At 64.0% G+C, this 19,165-nt stretch carries 20 protein-coding genes and 1 pseudogene; 9 read left to right on the top strand and 12 right to left on the bottom strand.

What is annotated here, in order from left to right; genetic code table 11:
- The first annotated feature begins 21 nt into the window (after nucleotides 1-21).
- A complete protein-coding gene (locus BLT08_RS09885) occupies nucleotides 22-588 on the top strand; it encodes a hypothetical protein (RefSeq protein WP_090305677.1) in 567 nt (188 codons plus the stop codon).
- A 272-nt stretch (nucleotides 589-860) separates the two neighbouring features.
- On the opposite strand, the gene BLT08_RS09880 is transcribed toward BLT08_RS09885, so the two are convergent.
- Nucleotides 861-1,904 carry a DUF7972 family membrane protein gene (locus BLT08_RS09880; protein WP_090305675.1) on the bottom strand — a complete coding sequence of 348 codons (1,044 nt, stop codon included), beginning with the start codon at nucleotides 1,902-1,904 and terminating at the stop codon, nucleotides 861-863.
- Between the two features lie 219 nt (nucleotides 1,905-2,123).
- On the opposite strand from BLT08_RS09880, the gene BLT08_RS09875 reads away from it, so the two are divergent.
- Complete coding sequence (locus BLT08_RS09875; RefSeq protein WP_090305672.1) at nucleotides 2,124-2,627, top strand: FxLYD domain-containing protein; 504 nt, start codon at nucleotides 2,124-2,126, stop codon at nucleotides 2,625-2,627.
- Nucleotides 2,628-2,716: 89 nt separating this feature from the next.
- On the opposite strand, the gene BLT08_RS09870 is transcribed toward BLT08_RS09875, so the two are convergent.
- Nucleotides 2,717-3,268 (bottom strand): cupredoxin domain-containing protein, encoded by a 552-nt coding sequence (locus BLT08_RS09870; RefSeq protein WP_245724188.1) that lies wholly within the window; start codon nucleotides 3,266-3,268, stop codon nucleotides 2,717-2,719.
- A 151-nt stretch (nucleotides 3,269-3,419) separates the two neighbouring features.
- Between BLT08_RS09870 and BLT08_RS09865 the strand changes: the two genes are divergently transcribed.
- A complete protein-coding gene (locus BLT08_RS09865) occupies nucleotides 3,420-3,992 on the top strand; it encodes an HPP family protein (RefSeq protein WP_090305666.1) in 573 nt (190 codons plus the stop codon).
- A gap of 48 nt (nucleotides 3,993-4,040) precedes the next feature.
- Here BLT08_RS09865 and BLT08_RS09860 read toward each other — a convergent pair whose 3' ends face one another.
- Nucleotides 4,041-4,382 carry a hypothetical protein gene (locus BLT08_RS09860; RefSeq protein WP_090305663.1) on the bottom strand — a complete coding sequence of 114 codons (342 nt, stop codon included), beginning with the start codon at nucleotides 4,380-4,382 and terminating at the stop codon, nucleotides 4,041-4,043.
- Nucleotides 4,383-4,499: 117 nt separating this feature from the next.
- On the bottom strand, nucleotides 4,500-5,321 hold the full coding sequence (locus BLT08_RS09855; RefSeq protein WP_090305659.1) for a PspA/IM30 family protein: 822 nt from the start codon (nucleotides 5,319-5,321) through the stop codon (nucleotides 4,500-4,502).
- Between the two features lie 201 nt (nucleotides 5,322-5,522).
- On the opposite strand from BLT08_RS09855, the gene BLT08_RS09850 reads away from it, so the two are divergent.
- Nucleotides 5,523-6,155 (top strand): alpha/beta hydrolase, encoded by a 633-nt coding sequence (locus BLT08_RS09850; RefSeq protein WP_090306143.1) that lies wholly within the window; start codon nucleotides 5,523-5,525, stop codon nucleotides 6,153-6,155.
- A 32-nt stretch (nucleotides 6,156-6,187) separates the two neighbouring features.
- Here the strand turns inward: BLT08_RS09850 and BLT08_RS09845 are convergent, their stop codons facing one another.
- The 5 genes and pseudogenes from BLT08_RS09845 to BLT08_RS09830 all read right to left on the bottom strand — a co-directional run bounded on the left by BLT08_RS09845 (nucleotide 6,188) and on the right by BLT08_RS09830 (nucleotide 10,889).
- Complete coding sequence (locus tag BLT08_RS09845) at nucleotides 6,188-6,430, bottom strand: hypothetical protein (protein ID WP_090305656.1); 243 nt, start codon at nucleotides 6,428-6,430, stop codon at nucleotides 6,188-6,190.
- A gap of 83 nt (nucleotides 6,431-6,513) precedes the next feature.
- On the bottom strand, nucleotides 6,514-8,367 hold the full coding sequence (locus BLT08_RS09840) for an ATP-binding protein (RefSeq protein ID WP_090305653.1): 1,854 nt from the start codon (nucleotides 8,365-8,367) through the stop codon (nucleotides 6,514-6,516).
- A gap of 81 nt (nucleotides 8,368-8,448) precedes the next feature.
- Nucleotides 8,449-9,724: pseudogene (locus BLT08_RS09835) on the bottom strand (RNA-guided endonuclease InsQ/TnpB family protein).
- 3 nt (nucleotides 9,725-9,727) lie between these two features.
- The gene (locus BLT08_RS22540) at nucleotides 9,728-9,877 is read right to left on the bottom strand and encodes a DUF2080 family transposase-associated protein (RefSeq protein WP_139171292.1); all 150 of its coding nucleotides are present in this window, start codon (nucleotides 9,875-9,877) and stop codon (nucleotides 9,728-9,730) included.
- A 385-nt stretch (nucleotides 9,878-10,262) separates the two neighbouring features.
- A complete protein-coding gene (locus BLT08_RS09830) occupies nucleotides 10,263-10,889 on the bottom strand; it encodes a DUF7344 domain-containing protein (RefSeq protein WP_090305651.1) in 627 nt (208 codons plus the stop codon).
- Between the two features lie 339 nt (nucleotides 10,890-11,228).
- Between BLT08_RS09830 and BLT08_RS09825 the strand changes: the two genes are divergently transcribed.
- Complete coding sequence (locus tag BLT08_RS09825; RefSeq protein ID WP_090305648.1) at nucleotides 11,229-11,576, top strand: DUF7113 family protein; 348 nt, start codon at nucleotides 11,229-11,231, stop codon at nucleotides 11,574-11,576.
- Nucleotides 11,577-11,631: 55 nt separating this feature from the next.
- Here the strand turns inward: BLT08_RS09825 and BLT08_RS09820 are convergent, their stop codons facing one another.
- The 3 genes from BLT08_RS09820 to BLT08_RS09810 form a co-directional block, all read right to left on the bottom strand.
- Nucleotides 11,632-12,453: a hypothetical protein gene (locus BLT08_RS09820; protein ID WP_342707643.1), complete on the bottom strand. Its 822-nt coding sequence runs from the start codon at nucleotides 12,451-12,453 to the stop codon at nucleotides 11,632-11,634.
- Between the two features lie 56 nt (nucleotides 12,454-12,509).
- Nucleotides 12,510-14,702, bottom strand: coding sequence for a bifunctional metallophosphatase/5'-nucleotidase (locus BLT08_RS09815; protein ID WP_090305645.1), 2,193 nt, complete (start codon nucleotides 14,700-14,702; stop codon nucleotides 12,510-12,512).
- 107 nt (nucleotides 14,703-14,809) lie between these two features.
- Nucleotides 14,810-16,084 carry a DNA double-strand break repair nuclease NurA gene (locus tag BLT08_RS09810; RefSeq protein ID WP_090306136.1) on the bottom strand — a complete coding sequence of 425 codons (1,275 nt, stop codon included), beginning with the start codon at nucleotides 16,082-16,084 and terminating at the stop codon, nucleotides 14,810-14,812.
- Between the two features lie 136 nt (nucleotides 16,085-16,220).
- On the opposite strand from BLT08_RS09810, the gene BLT08_RS09805 reads away from it, so the two are divergent.
- From BLT08_RS09805 to BLT08_RS09790, 4 genes are all read left to right on the top strand, one after another.
- Nucleotides 16,221-16,472: a hypothetical protein gene (locus BLT08_RS09805; protein ID WP_090305642.1), complete on the top strand. Its 252-nt coding sequence runs from the start codon at nucleotides 16,221-16,223 to the stop codon at nucleotides 16,470-16,472.
- A 162-nt stretch (nucleotides 16,473-16,634) separates the two neighbouring features.
- Nucleotides 16,635-17,576 carry an ABC transporter ATP-binding protein gene (locus BLT08_RS09800; RefSeq protein WP_090305639.1) on the top strand — a complete coding sequence of 314 codons (942 nt, stop codon included), beginning with the start codon at nucleotides 16,635-16,637 and terminating at the stop codon, nucleotides 17,574-17,576.
- Nucleotides 17,573-18,355 carry an ABC transporter permease gene (locus BLT08_RS09795; RefSeq protein ID WP_090305637.1) on the top strand — a complete coding sequence of 261 codons (783 nt, stop codon included), beginning with the start codon at nucleotides 17,573-17,575 and terminating at the stop codon, nucleotides 18,353-18,355. Before BLT08_RS09800 ends, BLT08_RS09795 begins: the two co-directional genes overlap by 4 nt.
- A 1-nt stretch (nucleotide 18,356) precedes the next feature.
- Nucleotides 18,357-19,139, top strand: a complete 783-nt coding sequence (locus BLT08_RS09790) for an ABC transporter permease subunit (RefSeq protein WP_090305634.1) — start codon at nucleotides 18,357-18,359, stop codon at nucleotides 19,137-19,139.
- Nucleotides 19,140-19,165 lie beyond the last annotated feature (26 nt).

The following is a 19,165-nucleotide window of genomic DNA, read 5'->3' as shown; positions in this document are numbered from 1 at the left end:
GAAGCCGACCGACGAACTACGATGAGCTACCAGATCGACGACCCGACGACGTTCGGTGTTGGCGGCAGCCTGAATTGGCTGGTCGGCGGCGCGGTCGGTGGCGCGATCGGTTCGCTGCTGTTCGGCGCGGTGCTGTGGCTGGTCGATCCGGCGATCGTCACCGACGCCATCCCCGGCATATACGGTCTCGAGCCGGTCGGGACGGCCGGCTGGGCGTTCCACGTCGCCCACGGACTGATCCTCGGGACGGTCTTCGGCTTACTCGTCACTCGAGGGCCGATTCTCGGAACGATCACGGCCGACGTCGAGACCGGATTCCTCGCGGCGATGGGGCCCGGCCTACGGCTGACGCTCGCCGGGGTCGTCTACGGGCTGGCCGTCTGGGCGTTCCTCCCGGTTATCGCCCTCACCCTCTGGGCGACTGTCGGCGGCGGTGAGACCGGGTTCCCGGCGTTCGCCCTCGAGAGCCTCGTCGGACATCTGCTGTACGGCCTGCTGCTCGGCGCGCTGTTCGCGCTCGTCGCCGAGATCAAACCGAAGGCCGAGGCAACCGACGCGCCGTTCGACGAGGCCGACGAGTCTGCGTAACAGTCGAGTAGCTGCCGATCAGAACCGCCCGACGCCGCTCTTTTCGAACTCCGCTCGCGGTTCGAACGGCCAGAATCGTCCGTTCGGCTCGCGATCGACGCGACCCGAAACGTATCGCTCGAGCACGCGATACGGGGCGAGAAGACGACCGTTACGACTTAGCAGACCGGGAGGATGCTGACCTCGACGAGTTCGACAGGTTGGTGTTCGAGTGACTACTCGGGAGACGAATTCGGTGGGTGAGTGCTCGAGAAACTGGTCGCCGTGTCGCCTCAGTCGTCGGTGACCTCGAACGGCCCGGCGTCTGGATCCTTCTGCGGTAACATCGGCCCGACGGACGCCGTCCGCCGGGTGACGGTCGCCGTCCGCAGGATGAACGCGACCAACAGGGCGAGCGGAGAGATGACAATCGCGATGAGTGCGCTGGCGACGAACGGAAGATAGACCGCGCTGATCGTCGGCCCGGTGAGATCCGCGTAGACGAAGCCGAGCGTCATCGCCCCCAGAATCGCCGGCACGCCGCAGTAAATCGTCAACTGCGAGAACCGGGTGAGCTCCTTCTGCAGGTACGTCGTCTTGAAGTGCTCGCGGGTCGTGTTGAACAGCTCTAGCGTCCCGATCAGGTCGTCCAGCGCGTCGACCGCGTCGTCGGGGAGCGACTCGTCGTAGCGCCCGCGGAGGTTCCTCGCGACGTAGAGCTGCCAGGCGGCATCGTAGCCTACCGCCGCGGAAACTGCCTTGAACGTTCCGAATCGCGTGTGCTCTAAGGTGTCGTCGACCCGTTCGGTGCTCTCCTTGATGCTGTTCGTGTACCGACCGATCAGCTCTCTGACCTCCGCGTCGTCGTACTCCGAAGCGGCGTCGTCGAGCGCGGCGGCCTGCTCGTTGATCGTCTCGACGAGCAACTCGAGCAGCCGGGACGGCGAGGCCGGACTCGCCGCGACGTCCGTCGTCTCGGAGACGTCCTCCCGGAAGCTCATCACGCCCTCGAGTTGCTCGCGCGCGTCGCCGGCCGAAGCGAACTCTTGAGAGAGGATCAGCTGGTTGATCGAGACGACGAGCGTGACCAGCGAGAAGGTACCAGCGATCATTCCGCCCGCGAGCCGAGTGATCGAGTCGTCGTTGGTAAACGAAATAAATCCGATCTGATTCATGGCGAGAAACAGCAAGAAGACGGCAACGGAGACGAGTGAAGCGATGAACAGTCGGTCCCCTTCGACCAGCACCCACTCTCGAACGCGAGTGACCGAGTTCGTTCGCTTTCCGATCTCGGTGCCGTAGGATTCGAGCGTCTCGTCGGTCTCAGAAGACCCCATACTCGTACTGACAGCCGAGGCGACAATAAGGGGCTGCGTTGCACATACTGATTCCATGCATTTCCGCGCACTGTGACGAGTGTGGACCGGTTTCGCCCCGCTCGACGCTGCCCCTTCAGGGCTTACACTCAAATGCGTTCAGCCTGACGATATCACCATGCTCGGCTACGCAAATCGCCGGCGAGTTCCTCCGTCGCCCGCCACGCGAGGTCGGTATCGATGACGCGACCGACGCTGAGCCGTCGCCGCGCACTCGCCGCGTTCGGCGTCGGCTCCGCGACCGCACTCGCTGGGTGCACCGGCGACGGCGGTCCCGGAATCGGCGGTGATCCGGAGTACGAGGCCGGCGAGATCGGCGATGTCGACGGCGAACCGCGCACGGAGGACGAACTGGTCGCCGCCGAGGCGCTCGCCGAACAGGAGATCGACGAAGGCGTCACGCCGCTCGAGGAGGTCTCGCTCACCGACCACGAGTTCGTCTTCGAGGACGACTACCGCGGCTCGACCGTGCAGGGAACCGTCGAGAACACCGGCGGCGATCGAATCGAACTCGTCGAGGTCCGCGTCCGGGTCTACAACGACGACGGCGAGCAGATCGGCCGCTACCTCGCGTCGACCGGTGACCTGGACGGCGGCGTCGTCTGGGAGTTTCAGGTTATCATCCTCGAGCCCCCCGAAGATCTCGCCGAGTACGATATCACCGCGCTCGGGACGCCGACGTAGCTCCCACGGGCCGTACCGCGACGGGCCAACCCTCGAACGGGTCATATCGTGACGGGTCGAGCGGCTGATCGGCAGCCGAGAACGCGTGCTCACTCGTGAACGTCCTCGAGCAGGGCTCGGACCCGATCGTTGCGCCGCTCGAGGGCGTCTCTCGCGGCGTCCGGGTACGCCTCGGACGGCGAGTCGAGCCCCGGCTCTTCGTCCGGGTCCGGCCAGCCGACGACGATGCTGCCGACCGCGCCGGCCGATTCGTAAGGTGTAGAAACGTAATCGTACACGCCCTCGTCGTCGAGGACGCGGTCGAAGGCGTCACCGGGACCCAGTTCGCCGCTCGACCACGGCTCCGCGGCGTCGGGAATCCGTCGCTGATCGCCGTGCGTGTCAGGGTGGTACGCGACTATCTCGTGATCGCCGTCGTCGACGATCCACTCGACCGTTCCGCCGGCGACGAGGTGGACGACCGGCGGCTCGATCTGATCCCCGGCGTCGCCGCTCGAGAGCTCGACCTCGGCGTACGCTTTGGGATCGCCCAACAGCGGGTCGTCCGCGCCCACTTCCTCCTTGAGACAGCCGGCGACTCCGGTCGCGACGGCTGCGGCGCTCGCCGACAGCAGTCGTCGTCGAGATCGTCGTCCACTCACAAGCCGGAGTTGGCGGGCGATCGGAATAAGAACGCGGTCGCTACGGGAGGTCGCCTCCCTTCGCTCCTCGAGTCACTGTTTCCACGGACCAATCGGGGAAACTAGCTGCAGCGCGAGCGCTTTTGTCCGTACGCGGTGTCGTTCGACTCCCGTGCCCGACGCCGATCTCGAGGTCGACGAGCCGGAGACCGATTTCGACCTGAAAGACGAGTACAGCGCGACGGTCAACGTCTTTCTCCACTTTATGGTACTCGGCGTGATCACGCTGGTCACCGGCCGGCCGTTCCTGTTTCCGAGCCTCGGCCCGTCGGCGTACCTGATGGCGACCGGCGAGCAGCCGCGGGCGGAAGGTGGCTACCACGTTATCGGCGGCCACGCGGTCGCCGTCGTCTGCGGGCTGATCGCCTACGCGCTGGTCGGCAACGAGGTCAGCGCGTACGTGGTCTTCGACCGACCAAACATCGCGTTCTCGTGGGAACTCGTCTACCTGATGGCGAGTGCGACGCTCGCGATGATGCTGACGACGACGACGATGCTGCTGACGAAGACGAATCACGCGGCCGCGTGTGCGACGACGCTGATCGTCGCGCTCGGACTGATGGGCGGTCTCGAGGATGGCGCCATCATCGTCGTCGCCGTCGCTATCCTCTGGTATCTCCACGACCGCGTCATCTCGACGCTCGCCGAGTGGTTCGGGTTTAAACCGCGAGACGCGCGAGAGTAGCGGTTCGAACTCGAACTGAGAGAACCCCGAGCGTAGCGCCTCGAGTCGTTACTCGTCCTCGAGGAGGGTGTCGTCGACCCCCTCACGAACTTCGTCCGGCGTGAGCGCGAGCGCGTACGCCGGCCGCCCCTTCCCCGTCGGCGACGTTCCGTCGATCTCGACCTCCTCGACGAACCCTTCGTCCTCGAGTCGGTAGAGCGATCGCATGACGTCCGCCTCGGTGATCGTGCCGACGACTTCCGTGTCGACGTGCTCGAGCTGGCTCGTGCATACGTGTCGAAGTTCGTGCGTCTGGACCGGTGTCTCGCCGTCTCGATGCAGTTCGGAGACCCCGAGAAGGACGATCTGATTGGTGAGTGACAGCGTCTCGAACGCCTGTTCCGTGCCCATACGGCCCCTTTCGCGTCGACCGTGGTAGTCGTTGCTCTTGCATACACGCCGCGCAAATCGTCACGAAAACGATCGCCGAGTCGCTCACGCCGTCCGATTACTGCCCGCCGGTCGCGATCAGGCGTTCTCTTCGTCCTGTAACTCCGCGAGCTCGGCCTCGACCTCTTCGTCGACCTCGCTTTCGACGTCGTCGAGTTCCTCCTCGTCGACGTCGGCTGCTGGCTCGGACGCCTCCGTCTCGCCCTCGCCCATTTCGGATTTGAGCGTCTCGAGTTCGGCGTCGACCCCGCTGCCCGTCTCGAGAGCCTCGAGTTCGCGGTCGATGTTGTCCTTGTCCGAGAGCACGTCGTCGAACGCCCCGGACTCGTGGAGTTCGTCCAGTGCGGCGGCCCGCGCCTCCATATCCTCGGTCTGCTCTTCGGCGCGCTCGATGGCGCGGCCGACGTCCTCGAACTCCTCGCCCGTGGCCGTCATCGCTTCCGAGACGGTGGAGCTCGCCTTCGCGGCCTCGTGGCGCGCTTTCATCGTCTCCTTCTTCGTACGGAACTCCTCGATGCGGTTCTGGAGCTCGTCTTTCTGATCGATCAGGCTGTCCTGCTGGCTCTGGAGTTGGGAGATCTGACGCTCCAGATCCTCGATCTGGTTCATCTTCGTCTTCTTCTTCTCCAGGGCGCGTCGCGCAAGATCTTCGCGCCCCTGCTGGACCGCGGTGCGGGCCTGATCGTTGTGTTTGTCGACGTTCTCCTCGAGACGTCGCTTCTGCATCTCGAGGCGCTTTTTCTGTGTCGTGAGGTCCGCGATGCCCCGTTTGACCTGCTGGAGCTGGTCGCGCATCTGCTCGTAGGAGTAATCGAGCGTCTGCGTCGGATCCTCAGCCCGGTTGAGCACCGAGTTGATTTTCGACCGGATGACGTAGGAGGTCCGAGAGAGGATGCCCATACTCCTACGTATCGCTCGTCGCCCTTAAAAACATCACATCAGCGACAGACGATGACGATAGCGACGGTATTCGGGACGATTCTCGCCGCGTTGATTCTCGTCGTAACTGAAACGGGTTACGCACCGATCACACGGCCGTCGACGATCGCGTGTGCACCGACTTCCAGTGGCTACTATAGGCGGCGCGTCGTCGGACCATCCATGACCGACGTGCTCGTTCCCGGCGGCCGCGACGTCCGCGGGACGCTCGAGGAGCCTGACGGCGAGACGAACGCGATCGTCGTTGCCTGCCCGCCCCATCCCCAGCACGGGGGCTCGCGCACCGATTCGCGGCTCGTCGCGGTCGCGGAGACCCTTCGGGAGTCGGGTATCGCCTGCTTGCGATTCGATTACGGCCCGTGGGACGACGGCTACGGCGAGCGCGAGGACGTGCGCAACGCCGTCCGCTGGGCTCGCGACGACGACCGTTTTGACAGTGGAGCAGACGAGACGTTCCCCGTCGGCGTCTTCGGCTACAGCTTCGGCGCGAGTCTAGCCCTCCTTGCAGCATCAGATGTTGGCGGCGTCGACGCCGTCTCCGCCCTCGCACCGACGGCTCGACTCGGCGACGACCTCGATGCGGAGAAGGCGCTCAACGGACTCGAGTGTCCCGTTCAGGTCCTCTACGGCGAGCGGGACTCCACCGTCGACTGGGAGCCCGTGGTCGAGCGTGCGCGGGAGTGCGGCGATACGATCACTGCAGTCTCGGGCGATCACTTCTTCGTCGGCCAGAACGGAACGATCGCCGACTCCGTCGGCGATTTCTTCGAGCGGACGCTGCTCCACTCGACGTAATCAGAACCGACTTCGGCGGTTTTCGTTCTCGCCTACTCGAATAAGTGTTCGAACCGTTCGAAATCTTCCGGCCGCGTCAACCCACCTGGATCGAAGACGGGGTGCTCCGGATCGATCTCGTATTCCTCAGTGACCCACGTCAGATACGACTCGTGGTCTTGTGGCGATGAGGAATCGTGCGTGGCTTTGTGGTGTGCTGGATGCAGAAACTCGAGTTCGGGATCGAACCGCATCTCCGGATCGCACACCAGACAGGGAACGTAGTTACGAGACATTACTTTCGACGTCACACTCACCCTCGTTATCGATTACCATTCAAGAGTAGATCGTTCGTCTCGAGCGACCGGTGGTTGCCGTCTCAATCCCGACCGTGTCTGGTCAGACACTTCGGCAGACCGATCAGTTCCACCGGCTCGGAGTTGTCCGGCGAGTAGACGACCATCTGCCCTTTCTCCATGTAGGGCACTTTCGACTCGAGCGTGCTCGGGATGTTGACGCTCTTGATCGCGTCCTCGTCGCCCAGGTTCAGGACGACGGTGGTGTTAATCTGTTTGAAGACGGCGTCGTCGATGTCCTGTGGGTCCTGGGTGATGAGAAAGAGACCGAGGCGTTCCTTGCGGCCCTGCTTGGCGGCTTCCGTGAACTTGCTGATGACCTTCCGCGCTTGAACGCTGTCGGCGTCGGTGAGGAAGTTGTGGGCCTCGTCCATCCCCAGCACGAGCGGCGTCTCCTTGATCCGATCGAAGAACGGATCGTTCGAGAGCTTCTCGTCGATCAGCAGCGAGGAGAGCGCGAGGACGACTGCCTCCGTCGCCCGCGTATCGTTGACGTGGTAGGTCGGGACGACCGAGAGTCCGCCGGGGCGGACGAACTGGTGGATTAGCTCGGTGATCGGCCGGGCGTCCTGGTCGAAGACGTCGTCGAAGCCGAAGACGCGCCGGCGGACGGCGTCGTAGGTGGCCTCGTGGACGCGACCGGACTCGTCGAGCTCCTCGCGCAGCGCGGGGTCGTCGAGGAAGGATTTGAACTCGGCGTAGGTTCCGCCGTCCCCGTAATCGTCGAAGAACCGGTCGATGAGGTAGGTGAGCCCGCCGTACTGGTTGTCGTTGAGCGAGCCGCCCGAGACGAGCCAGGGTCGCGTTCGACACATCGTGAACGGAATCGTGAACTCGACTTGCTGGGCGCTGTGGTGGCCCGCGGCGTACGACGCATCGCCGACCTTCGGGACAAACGCCGTCGTCTCGTCGTGGCCGCCGTAGGCGATGCCCTCCCGCTCGAGACGGCGCGCGAACTCGTCGTCCAGATCCGGGTTGTCGTCGTGCATCTGGGCGTACTCGTCCTGCGGGTCGAACTGGACGACCGCGGGGCTAACCTCGCGGCCGTCGTCCATCGGGTACGTCCGCTCCTCGGCGAGGAACTGCCGGAGGATGTTCTTCGCGCCGTGGGTCTTCCCCGATCCCGTGCCGCCGGCGATCAAGGTGTGTCGGAAGATCAGCGGATCGCCCGCCTCGTAGTCGTCCTTGATCCGGTAGTCGATCGTCGGCGGCGACGCCGCGGTTCTGACCTTCTCGCCGCCGACCGAGAGGTGGCCCAGGAAGACACCGTTTTCGGGCATCTTGAGTCCCGTCTTGATCTGCTCGGTGTCGTCGGCCATCGCGATCACCGTCTGCGGTTTCGGGACGCGGTCGGTCATCCGCCGCTTCAGTTCGCCGTCGTCGTCGTACAGAACCGCGACCGGCTCGAGTTCGGCGACGAACTTGTAATCCGACTCGTCCACCTCGTCGACTCGCATCGCGCGTCGGGCGTGGATCTCCGTCGCGTCGTCGGCGTGGTACTGCTGGGCGTACTCCAGTCCCGTAATGCGACAGAACAGCGTCTCGCCGTCGGGGTAGGGCGCGAGCAGATAGCTGCCGATGCGAATCGACGAGCGGTTGCCGTGGGTGACGTACGCGCGCAGCGAGGTCTCCTCTTCGTCCTCGGCGACGCGCAGCCCCTGGGAGACACAGAGCGCACCGATACCGACGTCCTCGCCGCGGGGCTCGACGCTCGTCGCTTCGAAGTCGTCGGTCGGTTCCGTGCTCGTTCCTGTCGATCCGTCGGCACTCGAGGTCGCCGTGTCGGATCCGGTCGAATCGGCTTCAACGTCGCCTGAAGCGGACGAATCGGTGTCAGCGTCGGCGCTGAACTCACCGAAGTCACCCAGATCGGTCATAGCAACTCCATCTGGCCGAGTCCTCAAACCCGTTTCCCTCCGCTTCGGCTGAAACAGCGATCCGGTGACTTCCTCCCCACCCTACTCGCTCACGGCTGACGCCGTTCGCTCCTTGAGGATAGGGCTTCCTGTTTCCACGACGTTGTCAGACTACGTCTGACAGCCTGTCGAGGTTCCCTCGACAAACGCGCTTTGCAGGAACTGAATCGGTTCCCGTAGGGAGCGCAGTCTCCGCAGGCGTTGATTTGGGACTGCCCGTCCCTACTTGATTCAGACCGCGTACCAAGATGTTGTAGGCCGCGTTCCAGTCTCTGTCTGCCGTGAAGCCGCACGACGGACACGAGTGTTCGCGGACCCACAGCGGCTTGTCCGACTCGACGCCACAGGCCGCACACTCTTTGGTCGTCCCTGCCGGGTCGACGGCGACGAAGTGCGTGCCTTCGCGTTCGCACTTGTACTCGAGCATCTGGAGGAACGTTCCCCACGCCGCTCCGGCACGGTTTCGGCTGTTCGATGGCAGTTCGATCAATCCTTTGGCGTCGAGATCTTCGACCGCCACGAGATCGTACGTCCGAGCGTAGTGGTTCGAAAGCTTGTGCAAGAAGTCCCGACGCTTTCGCATCAGGTCGGCGTGACGTTTGGCGACCACTCGCTGTTGCTTGCGGTAGTTCGCCGAGCCGTGCTCTTTCCGAGAGAGTTCCCGTTGCTCGCGTTCCAGCCGCCCGCGTTCGTCGGACAGATCGGGGCGTTCGACGGCGAGCCCGTCGGTGTCGTGGGCGTATTTCAGGATACCCACGTCGATGCCGACAACGTCCTTCGGATGCTCCGGTTTCTCTGGCGACTTTCGATCCATTTCGATCCCGAGGACAGTGAACCACTCGCCGGTTGGTTCCTGCTTGACGACGACCTCTTTGATCGTGGCGTCGTCGGGAACGTTGCGGTGGTAGACCAGCGGAATATCACCGATTTTGGAAAGAGAAAGTACAGCGCGACCACTCGTGTTTTTGAGTTCGAAGCCGGTTTGGCTGTACTTGATCGAGCGATATTCCTGCGGGGCCTTCCACTTGAGTTCTCCGACGCGGTAGCCGTTGTCCTTCCGGCCCCTCAGTGTCGAGAGGTTGTCGTACAGCCGTTGTACGACCTTCTGCAACACTTTCGAGTGGACCTGCTTGAGTTCAGTCCACTCGCGCTTCAGGTCGGGAAGGACCGACTGTTCGGAGTAGGCTGACGTGTCGTCCTCCCGGTTGAGCCGGTGCAGGAAGTGGTTGTAGACCTGTCGGCAGGTATCGACAGTCCATGCTAAGCGGTCGTGGAGTTCGTCGGTCGGGTTGAGCCGATACCTGTAGTTGTAGCGCATTGTCTACTCGTCTTCGTCGGACGGATCGGTGACACGGACGACTTTGACGGTTGCGCCGGTCCACGCTTTCGGGACGTATATGTGCGCACCGTTGCCGGTCGGTTTGACTTTGGCTTCGAGGACTTCGTGTCCTTCGACCTCGTACCGATCCATTGGGTGTATCTACGAAGTAGATACTCATAATGATATCGATAACGTGGGCCTGCTGTAGAACAGTCTAAGAAACTTGTTCAGCGTTAACGAGACGCTTTGCGCCTCGTTTGCACACCAGAAATCGGAGATTTCTGGGGACGCTGTATCCCCTCCCTGCTCGCGCCTTCGGCGCTCGCTGAGGAAGGGGCTTTAGCGCCTCGATTTAGGTAAACCGGAGCTGCGGGTTCCCTCGCGGTGGTAATTTCGGGACAGTCACTCGTTCGAACGACGATCGCTGGCAAAAAGCGGTGATCGGCGAGTCGGCGAAACGCGTCGGAAGCAGGGTACGGTTGAGACCGGCTAACTCCGTCAGTTGGGCGGAGACGGTGGGTTCCGGCGAGTGCGGTTACTGAATTGTCGACAGCTCCTGTTCGTGTCGGACGACCAGCCCGGAGTCGTGATCGAACTCGAGCACGCCGATGTCGGCGAGCGTCGGGAGGTGCGAGTGGTAGAGCGAGATCTTCGCCTGCTCGGGATCGATATCGACGCCGTGTGCGACGAGCTCAGACGCGAGCTGTTCGACGGAGAGCGGTCGTTTGTGGTCCGAGAGGACCGAGACGACCGGCATCCGGACGGGGTGGACGACCGCGTCGAGCAGCTCCTGTCCGCGGTCGCCGTCACAGAGCGCGAGCAGTCCCGCGAGGTCCGCGGGGTGGACCGGCGGCTCGTCGACCAGTTCGGCCCCGGTTTCGGCGTCCCACTCGAGGATATCGTACTCGGCCAGTCGCGGGAGGTGGTTGTGGACGAGGCTGACGCGAACGTCGTGTCGCGCCTGTCCCGTCGAGACTCCGAGGGACTCGCGTTCGACGAGCTCCGTCGTGAGCTCCTCGAGGGAGAGTCGTGTCCGGTAGGTACCGAGTACCTCGAGGAGGCGAAGCCGTCGTGGGTGCCGGAGGACGTCGTAACACTCCGTTGGAACGTCTGCCAACGGGTCCCGCTTGCTTCCGCCGCCGAAGGATGCTTCCGAACTCATTACTAACACCCACTGCTGCAGGGGGGATAAGCCCGTTTCCAAAACGATTTGGCTCGAGAATCTGCGATTACTTTCGTAAGAGACGGATAACTCGCTCAGCGGCCCGAAATACCGGTGTAGTGGCAACGATACGGCTGATAGAAACAGTACTATAAACCGCATAATACGGGTCTCTAACTTGTTTTGGCACCGGATACGGACGGCGTGGGTCCGGAAAGCCACGGGTCGGTGCTCCCGTTCGCCGGATCACATCGCCGACGGGTCGAGACTGTCGACCGGTCGACTGCGCGATTGTCAGCCCGCCACTGTCTTTTTGCAGTCGCGAGTCGTATTCGGGCTATGATCCTGGTACGCGGTCGTGCCGGCGGCACCGAACTGACTGGCACGCTGTACGAACGAGGTGAACGAGCGCCCTCGTTTCGCGGCGCGCCCGACGAAGACGCCGCGTACGTCTGGGTCTGTGACGAGTTCTACGAGGTGGACAGCGGCGGGTCGACGCAGCTGGTCGACGGGCGCGAGGTGAACCTCGCGTTCGAGTCGCCCATGCCCCGCGGCTTCGATACTCGAGATCAGGCCCTCGAGGGGGCCAGAGACCACGTTCGAACGCAGTTCGCCCGGATCGGCATCGATCCGGTCGACGTCGAACTCGAGGTCGAGAAGCGCGACGGCGACGCCGCCGACACGTAACCGCGTCCTCGACGCCGAGCCCCTCATTCCAGCTTCCCGTCCGTTCTCGCCGGTACTACACGTTTCCGACCGACCGTCGGCCGACGAACGCCAGTACCGTCCCGACGACGATCACCGCCGTTGCCGGTGCCGAGAGACCGGAGACCGCATCGCCACCGTCAGTTTCGTCCCCCTCATCAGCCGTCGTCGAATTCGCTCCGGATGCATCCTCGCCCTCCCCGTCGTCGACGGCGTCCGTTTCGAGGTCGTGTGGATCCGGGTGGTCGAACGCCGGCGCCGCCTCGCCACCGCCGTCGATCGTGACGGTCGCGTCCTGGTCGAAGATCGGGAGCGGCATCTGTCGAAGGACCTCGACGCGGCTCTCGCCGACGCTGATCGTCGCCTCGGACGGCGGCGCGTCGTCGGCCACCTCGACGGTGATCGTCGCGAGTTCGGCGTTGCCCGTCGCGCCGCCTTCGACGGGGTTTCGCCACTGCTCGAGGACGGCGGTGCCCTCGTCGTGGGCGAGCACTCGTTCGGCTTCGACGTCGGTCTCCGTCCCCTGCTCGAGCCACGGCCCCCGTTCGATATCGGTGATCTCGAGGTAGTCGGGGTGGTACTGCGCGACGAGCGCGACCGACTCGACGCCCTCGCCGCCGTGACCGCCCTGGCTCTGCATGGTGATCTCGACGGTGAACTCCTCGCCGGGATCCGCGTCGATCGCGTACGGCGACGGCCGGAGCACCGCCGACTGATCGCCGGCGACGGCCGTTCCGGCGGCGAGCCCCAGCGTCGCGACGACGAGGAACGCGAGGGCTGTCGCGACGAGTACGATTCCGGCGCCGACGGCGACCGATCGGGAGGTGACGGTCGATCGGCGGGTGGGGTTCGGAATCACGGTCGTCGGAGAGGGTTCGGGATCATCATCTGTCGTTCGGTGCCACGATCGGTCAGTTAGCGGCCGTCACCGTCGGATGGGCGTTCGGTGCTCTCCGTCCGTTCATCGTTGTCACCGCTGGAACGACTGCGCGCGTAGAGGTACGCGCCGGCACCGCCGCCGGCGACCGCGCCGAGCGGCCCGAAGCCGGGCATGCCGTCGCCGTCGTCGGAGTCGTCATCGTCGGCGTGGTTGTCCGGATCGCCGTCGACGCCGGAATCGTCGTCGCTCGGGTCCTCGACGGCCGCGGCGTCGACGTCCGCGCGCAATTTGAAGTAGTCGTAGCCGTCGGAGGTCGGCACGTCGAACTCGTAGGGCCAGTGGTCTTGATCCGGTTCGTACTCCCCGAACAGTCGAAGTGCGGGGTCGTCGACGTCCTCGATGAGCGCGAGCAGGTCGTCCGCGTCGAACGCGACCGCGACGCTGTCGCCGTCGACGGCCGCCGACTCGGCCTCGAGGTCGTCGCCGGTGCGGATCACCGCGCGGAACGAGTCGGGCTGGATCTCCGCGGCGCCGTCCGGCACGTCGATAGTGAGCGTCCGTTCGTCGCCGTCGCCGGACACCGTCGCCTCGTCGACCGTCTCGTCGACGCGGAGCATCCGGTTTTCGCGCTCGGGCGCGATGGTGTCCACGTCCTCGAGGTACTCGAGGAGCAGCGGCCCCTGGAACTGGCCGGACGCGAGGATCCGCTCGGCCTCCGAGAGTGTGGGCGAGTTTCCGATCGAGTAGTCGTTGTGCGCGAAGTAGTACGTCTCGTCCTCGTCGACGGGCTCGCCGCCGACGAACACGTTGTCGACCCAGTTGTCGTCCTCGTGGCCCTTCCACTCGTAGGAGACGCCCGAGACCTGAATCGCCGGCTGGGCGCCGAAGGCGTCGTCCGGGTGGGTGCGAAGCTCCTCTTCGAGATAGGCGACGACGTCCTCGCCGGTCACCTCGACCACTTCGATCTCGTTCGGGAACGGGAGGATGTCCATGATGGCCATGCCCGTGATTTCGCCCGGTCCGTGCGTCGAGTCGCCGCGGATGCCGCCGCCGTTCTGTGCGGCGATGTCGACCTCGATATCGGCCGTGTCGCCGACGGTGCGCATCACGTCGGTCATGAAGTTCCCCCAGTTGGTCTCGACGGCGTAGTTGTCGAACGTGGCGTTCAGTTCGACCTCGCTCTCGACGACCGGCTGGCCGAGTTCGTCCTCGAGTTCGCCGGTCCACTCGTCGGTCAGCTCGGCGAGGTGCTCGTCCTCCTCGATCTCGTCGGTGTAGCGGACGCTGATCTCGTCGTACTCCTCGGCCGCCGGCGAGGGGTCCCACTCGGGGAGCAGGAGATCGGTCCGCTGCCAGTCGACGAGGTCGCCGTTCGCGTCGAGCGTGATCGAGCCGACGTGGTCGAACTCGTCGCCGAACTCGCTGATGATCGTCCCGTCGACGGTCTCCGGTTCGTCGAAGACGACGCCGGAGTGCGAGCCGACGATGGCGTCGAGACCGTCGACCTCCTCCGCGAGGGTGTAGTGGACCCCCGTCGAGACGTGCGAGGCACAGACGACGACGTCCGTGCCTTCGTCCCGAAGCGCGTCGACCGCCTCCTGTGAGCCCTCGACGTAGCCGAGCACCTCCCACTCCTCGGGATAGTCGGTCAGCGAGTGAAAGCCCTCGGAGACGAGGCCGAAGACGCCGACGGTCAGGTCCCCCTGCTCGAACGTTCGCCAGCGCTCCGTTCCCGGGACGGGCTCGCCCTCGTCGTCGAGCAGGTTCGCGACGACCCAGGGGAACTCGCTCTCCTCGAATCGAGCGGTCGCGACGTCGGCGCCGAAGTCGTACTCGTGGTTGCCGACGCCGACGACGTCGATATCCATGTAGTTCAGCGCCTCGATCATGTGTTCGCCCTCGAACTCGAGTCCGAGCACCGAGGGGGCGATCTCGTCGCCGTTCCCGACGAACATCGACTGCTCCGCTTCCTCGAGCGCCTCTTGGACGACCGTGTAGTACCGCGCGATATTTAGTTCCGACTCCTGGGCGTCCTCGAATCGGCCGTGAAAGTGCGTGTCGTGGACGAGCGTCACCGTCTCGTCGCCCGACTGTGCCGCCGCGCTCGCCGTGGTCGGCAGGAGCGCCGCGGCCGACACGCCGGCGGTCGTCCCGAGAAATCGGCGTCGGCTCGAGTCGACGGCTGGTTCGTCTTCGTGACTATCGACCTCAGTAGAGGTTCGCGTCATGGTGACACTCACCGATAGCAGCCACTAATAGATTTACATCCGACTAGCTCTCCGGATACTTTTTCCACATGCGGACTCGAATGGGCGACGTAGTCACACGTCCCGGGCTAGTAGTCCTCGTCCCACCGGTGGTCGTCGTAGGTACGGGCCTGGGACGTATCGAACTGCGCCTCGAGCGTCTCGCGGAGCGACCGTTTCTCCGAACGACTGATGCGGGCGAGTTCGTCGGCCTTCTGGACGATCGTCGGCGGCCCGTGGGCGACTGCGACGTTCTGTAACAACTGGTGCGTCAGCCGTTCGCGCAGTTCGGGATCCCGCGTGAACGCGTAGGGGGCCTCGATCCGGTAGACGAGGTCGTCGCGCGGGTCGTAGACGACGAAGAACGTTACTTCGTAAATTTCGTGCGGCAGTTCGCGTTCGACCCCGAGGGCGTCGCCGTCGACCGAGAGCGGCCGGTCGACACCGCCTCGCGATCGGAACCAGTTGGTGTAGGTCAGCGCCGACGTGTCTCGCTCCCAGCGCTCGCCCTCGACGTCGTCGACGTACTCCCCGCGCTCGAGGAGCCGGGTGAACAGCGCCGAATCGTCGTTCCACGGGGCGCTGATGTCGACGTCTCGGCGGGACTTCAGCGTCCGCGTGATGACTCGCGTCGCCGGATTCTTGACGAAGCCGACGAGGGGAACCTCTTTGTCGACGAAGCGTTCGACCAGTCGGACGTAGTTCTCGAGCACCGTCGTGGGTCGCGGATCCTCGAGTAGGAAGTCCGCGAGGTCGGGGTGCTGGTCGGCCCAGCGGAGCAGCCCACGGGGGTAGAGCGGGCCGTCGAGGACGAGCAGGTCTTCGACGTCCTCGACGTGGTCGCAGGCGTGTTTGCTCTCCGCGAGGTAGAGCGCGAGGGCGTGGACGACGCCCTCCGCGAATCGCGGGAGCGGCGGGATCTTCACGGCGCGGCTCCGGCTGTAGCCCTCGTCGAACTTCCCCCAGGTCTCGTCGACGGTCATCGTCTCGTCGTTCGAGTGGACCGTCATCACGGTGGTTCGCGAGCGATGGAGGTCGAGATCGCTCGGCGTCGCGCTCATCGCGGCTTGTGCGATGTCGATGACGAGGCCGTTCTTGAACGTGGTCGGGTTGATCGTCCCCGCGTCGAGGCCGTGTTCGGTCGGGAACGGCCGGTCGTGGAGGGCGACGTCCTCGCAGTCGACGTACCGGCGGCGCTGTTCGCCGACCGGGTCGACGACGGTCCGGCCGTCGTCGAGCAGCGGATCCAGAAACTCCGCCCAGACCGTCTCGGCGAACGCGCGACGGTCGCGCTCGTCGGCGCCGTGGTCGATCCGCCTCGCGAGGCGCGCGATGCCGTCGTAGTGGACCGGATCGAGCGTCATATCCTGTCGCGCACAGTCCACCCGCAAAAAGTCAGCGGTCGGGGGTGGCCCGAGTTTCGTTCGTCGTTAACTCGAGGACGTGTAAATTACCATCAGAAAAATTATATATACCGGCGGTGTGGAGCCGTCTATCCCGATGTCCAAGCGAGGAAGGCACGCGAGCGAAACTGACGGACAACCGATCAATTGGCGACAGAACGGCGACGGCGTCACGCTCTACGACGAGACCAACCCCGACGCCTGGGTTCGGATGACGTTCGAGGCCGGCGTCCGGCCGGAACACCGGCTCTTTATGATCTGTGACGACTGCGGGGCCGTCTTCGCCCAGCGGACCGCACCCGGCCACAGCACGATCTGTGGCGACTGCGGTGCGACGTTCGAACACTGACCGTCCGGCGTGATTTTCGCGACCGCGTCTCGAGTCGGAGCGGCTGTCTTCGTTCCGTGGTGACAGTCACCGTCGGCGTGAAGACTATTTTATAGCTGGTTGACGTTCGCTCGAGCGAGACGAACGGAGCGGTCCCCGGTACCTTTGAATTAGTGATCAGCTATGTGCGCTCAGACCGACGTTGTCGAGACCAATTCGGACCGTGACGCGGCGACGATCAGACTCGACGAACTCGCGAAACACTACGGCGAGGTCACCGCCAACGATGCGGTCAGTTTCGACGTCCACGCCGGCGAGATATTCGGTTACCTCGGTCCGAACGGAGCGGGGAAGACGACGACCATTCGGCTGCTGCTCGGACTCATCAACCCGACCTCCGGCACCGCAGACGTGCTCGGTGCCGACATCCACGATCGACGAGCGCTCACCGAAGTGAAAGCCGACATCGGCTATCTGCCGGATTCCCTCGGATTCGAGGAGCGCCTGACAGGGCAGCAAGTGCTCGACTACTTCGCCCGGATGCGCGGCGACGAACGGCGAGCGGAGCTGCTGGAGCTGTTCCGTCCGCCGCTCGAGAAGCCGGTCGAGACGTACTCGCACGGGAACAAGCGGATGCTCGGGATCGTCCAGGCGTTCATGCACGATCCGACGCTCGCGATCCTCGACGAGCCGACATCCGGTCTGGACCCGCTCAAACAGGATCGACTCCACGCCTTCCTCGAGAACGAACGCGACGCCGGGAAGACGATCTTCTTCTCCTCGCACGTCCTCAGCGAGGTCCAGCGCGTCTGCGACCGGGTGGGGATCATCCGCGAGGGGGAACTGGTCGCTCTCGAGAACATCGACGACTTGCTCGAGCGCGGCGGAAAGGACGTTCGAGTGCACCTGGCCGAGCCGGTCGACGAGGAGCGGTTCACGACGCCAGCGATGATCGACGTCGAAACCGTCGACCGAACGGTTCGATTCACCTACACCGGCGAGGCCAACGCGCTGTTGGCGCACCTCGCTCGGTTCGACGTCGAGGATGTCGATATCGGCGATCCACAGCTCGACGACATCTTCAAACACTACTACGGGGGCAGTACCCTCGGAGAGACAGGATGACGGCCATCCTGCGCGTCGAGTCGCGGAAGCTGGTCCGGGGAACGGTGATCCTGACCGGGTTGCTCGTCGTGCTCTCAGCGTTTTTCTTCGTCGTCTTCCCGAGTATTCAGGAGGAGGCGGAGCTGTTCGAGGCGGTGTATCCGGACTACTTGCTCGCCCTTCTGGGGATCGAAGAACTCCACACGATCGAGGGGTTCATCGGCGGCTACATTTTCCCGTTCGTCTGGATCCTGCTGGCCGGGATCTACTTCGCATATGTCAGCGCGGGCATGATCTCGCGAGATATCCGCACGCGACGGATGGATCTCACGCTCTCCAATCCGGTCTCGCGCGAGTCGGTCGTCCTTCAGAAGGTCGCCGCCCTGTGGGTCCCCGTGGTGGCGTTGAACGTCGGGATGATGGCCGTCTTATTCGCCGGGGCGACCGTCCTCGGTGAGCCGATCGATCTCGCCTCTCTTGCGATGGTCCACCTGCTCGGGGTTCCCTACCTGCTGGTCTGTGCCGGGATCGGTCTCCTCCTGTCGGTCGTCGTCGACCGCGTCGAAACCGCTCAGACCACGGCGTTGATTCTGGTGTTCGCGCTCTGGCTGATCGACGGCCTCTCTCAGATGAACTCCGACTTCGAGTGGGTCGGCGAGATCACTCCAAGTCGATACTACGATCCGTCGGCGATCCTCGTCCACGAGGAGTACGCCCCGATAGACGCGACGATCCTCCTCGTGACGTTTCTCGTTCTGGTCGCCGTTTCCGTCCTCGTCTTCGTCCGGAGGGATATCTAGCATGACGGCTATCCTCCGACTCGAGTCCAGAAAACGCGTCCGTGGGTCGGTCGTCCTGATCGTCGTCTTCGCCGTACTCGCAGCGCTTTACTTCTCGATGTTTCCCGGTATCCAAGAGGAGATGGACGTTTTCGATGACGCGTTTCCGGAGTACATGTTCGACATGTTCGGAATCGAAGACCTCCACACGATCGAGGGATTCATCGCTGCCGAACTGTACTCGTTCTTCTGGAGCCTCCTTCTCGCCATTTACTTTGCGTACGTCGGGGCCGGGCTGATCGCAAGTGACGTTCAGGAACGAAGGATGGACCTCACGCTTTCGAACCCGGTTTCTCGCGAATCGGTCGTGCTCCAGAAAGTCGCCGCCCTGTGGGTTCCCCTGGTCGCGTTGAACGTCGGGGTCCCGATCATCGTCTACGTCGGCGCACTCGTCATCGGCGAATCGTTCAATCCCGTCGCGCTCGCGATGGTTCATCTGCTCTCGATTCCCTATCTGCTGGTCTGTGCCGGGATCGGAGTCGTCCTGTCCGTCGTCGTCGACCGCGTGAGACGCGCCAGATCGACGGCTCTGACCCTGGTCTTCGCCCTCTGGCTAGTCGATAGCGTCTCCCGCATAGACCTGGACTACGAGTGGATCGGTACGCTCACCCCGAGCCGATACTACGAAGAGACGGACATTCTCGTCCACGAGGAGTACGCGTTCCTCGACGCCGGACTCCTCCTGGCAGTCTTTCTCGTTTTGATCGTCGTCGCCACTGTTGTCTTCACGCGCCGGGACATCTGAGGCCACCACCTCTTTTTTCGTCCACG

It is taken from the genome of Natronorubrum texcoconense, assembly GCF_900100335.1.
In the GTDB taxonomy this organism is placed as follows: Archaea; Halobacteriota; Halobacteria; order Halobacteriales; family Natrialbaceae; genus Natronorubrum; species Natronorubrum texcoconense.
Note: the sequence above shows the minus strand (reverse complement) of the source record. Positions and strands in the feature narration are given on the sequence as shown.

Excerpts from the sequence above, each read along its gene's own strand:
- BLT08_RS09885 (WP_090305677.1), top strand. The coding sequence starts at position 22 with ATGAGCTACCAGATCGACGACCCGACGACGTTCGGTGTTGGCGGCAGC.
- BLT08_RS09880 (WP_090305675.1), bottom strand. The coding sequence starts at position 1,904 with ATGGGGTCTTCTGAGACCGACGAGACGCTCGAATCCTACGGCACCGAG.
- BLT08_RS09875 (WP_090305672.1), top strand. The coding sequence starts at position 2,124 with ATGACGCGACCGACGCTGAGCCGTCGCCGCGCACTCGCCGCGTTCGGC.
- BLT08_RS09860 (WP_090305663.1), bottom strand. The coding sequence starts at position 4,382 with ATGGGCACGGAACAGGCGTTCGAGACGCTGTCACTCACCAATCAGATC.
- BLT08_RS09855 (WP_090305659.1), bottom strand. The coding sequence starts at position 5,321 with ATGGGCATCCTCTCTCGGACCTCCTACGTCATCCGGTCGAAAATCAAC.
- BLT08_RS09850 (WP_090306143.1), top strand. The coding sequence starts at position 5,523 with ATGACCGACGTGCTCGTTCCCGGCGGCCGCGACGTCCGCGGGACGCTC.
- BLT08_RS09845 (WP_090305656.1), bottom strand. The coding sequence starts at position 6,430 with ATGTCTCGTAACTACGTTCCCTGTCTGGTGTGCGATCCGGAGATGCGG.
- BLT08_RS09840 (WP_090305653.1), bottom strand. The coding sequence starts at position 8,367 with ATGACCGATCTGGGTGACTTCGGTGAGTTCAGCGCCGACGCTGACACC.
- BLT08_RS22540 (WP_139171292.1), bottom strand. The coding sequence starts at position 9,877 with ATGGATCGGTACGAGGTCGAAGGACACGAAGTCCTCGAAGCCAAAGTC.
- BLT08_RS09830 (WP_090305651.1), bottom strand. The coding sequence starts at position 10,889 with ATGAGTTCGGAAGCATCCTTCGGCGGCGGAAGCAAGCGGGACCCGTTG.
- BLT08_RS09825 (WP_090305648.1), top strand. The coding sequence starts at position 11,229 with ATGATCCTGGTACGCGGTCGTGCCGGCGGCACCGAACTGACTGGCACG.
- BLT08_RS09815 (WP_090305645.1), bottom strand. The coding sequence starts at position 14,702 with ATGACGCGAACCTCTACTGAGGTCGATAGTCACGAAGACGAACCAGCC.
- BLT08_RS09810 (WP_090306136.1), bottom strand. The coding sequence starts at position 16,084 with ATGACGCTCGATCCGGTCCACTACGACGGCATCGCGCGCCTCGCGAGG.
- BLT08_RS09805 (WP_090305642.1), top strand. The coding sequence starts at position 16,221 with ATGTCCAAGCGAGGAAGGCACGCGAGCGAAACTGACGGACAACCGATC.
- BLT08_RS09800 (WP_090305639.1), top strand. The coding sequence starts at position 16,635 with ATGTGCGCTCAGACCGACGTTGTCGAGACCAATTCGGACCGTGACGCG.
- BLT08_RS09795 (WP_090305637.1), top strand. The coding sequence starts at position 17,573 with ATGACGGCCATCCTGCGCGTCGAGTCGCGGAAGCTGGTCCGGGGAACG.
- BLT08_RS09790 (WP_090305634.1), top strand. The coding sequence starts at position 18,357 with ATGACGGCTATCCTCCGACTCGAGTCCAGAAAACGCGTCCGTGGGTCG.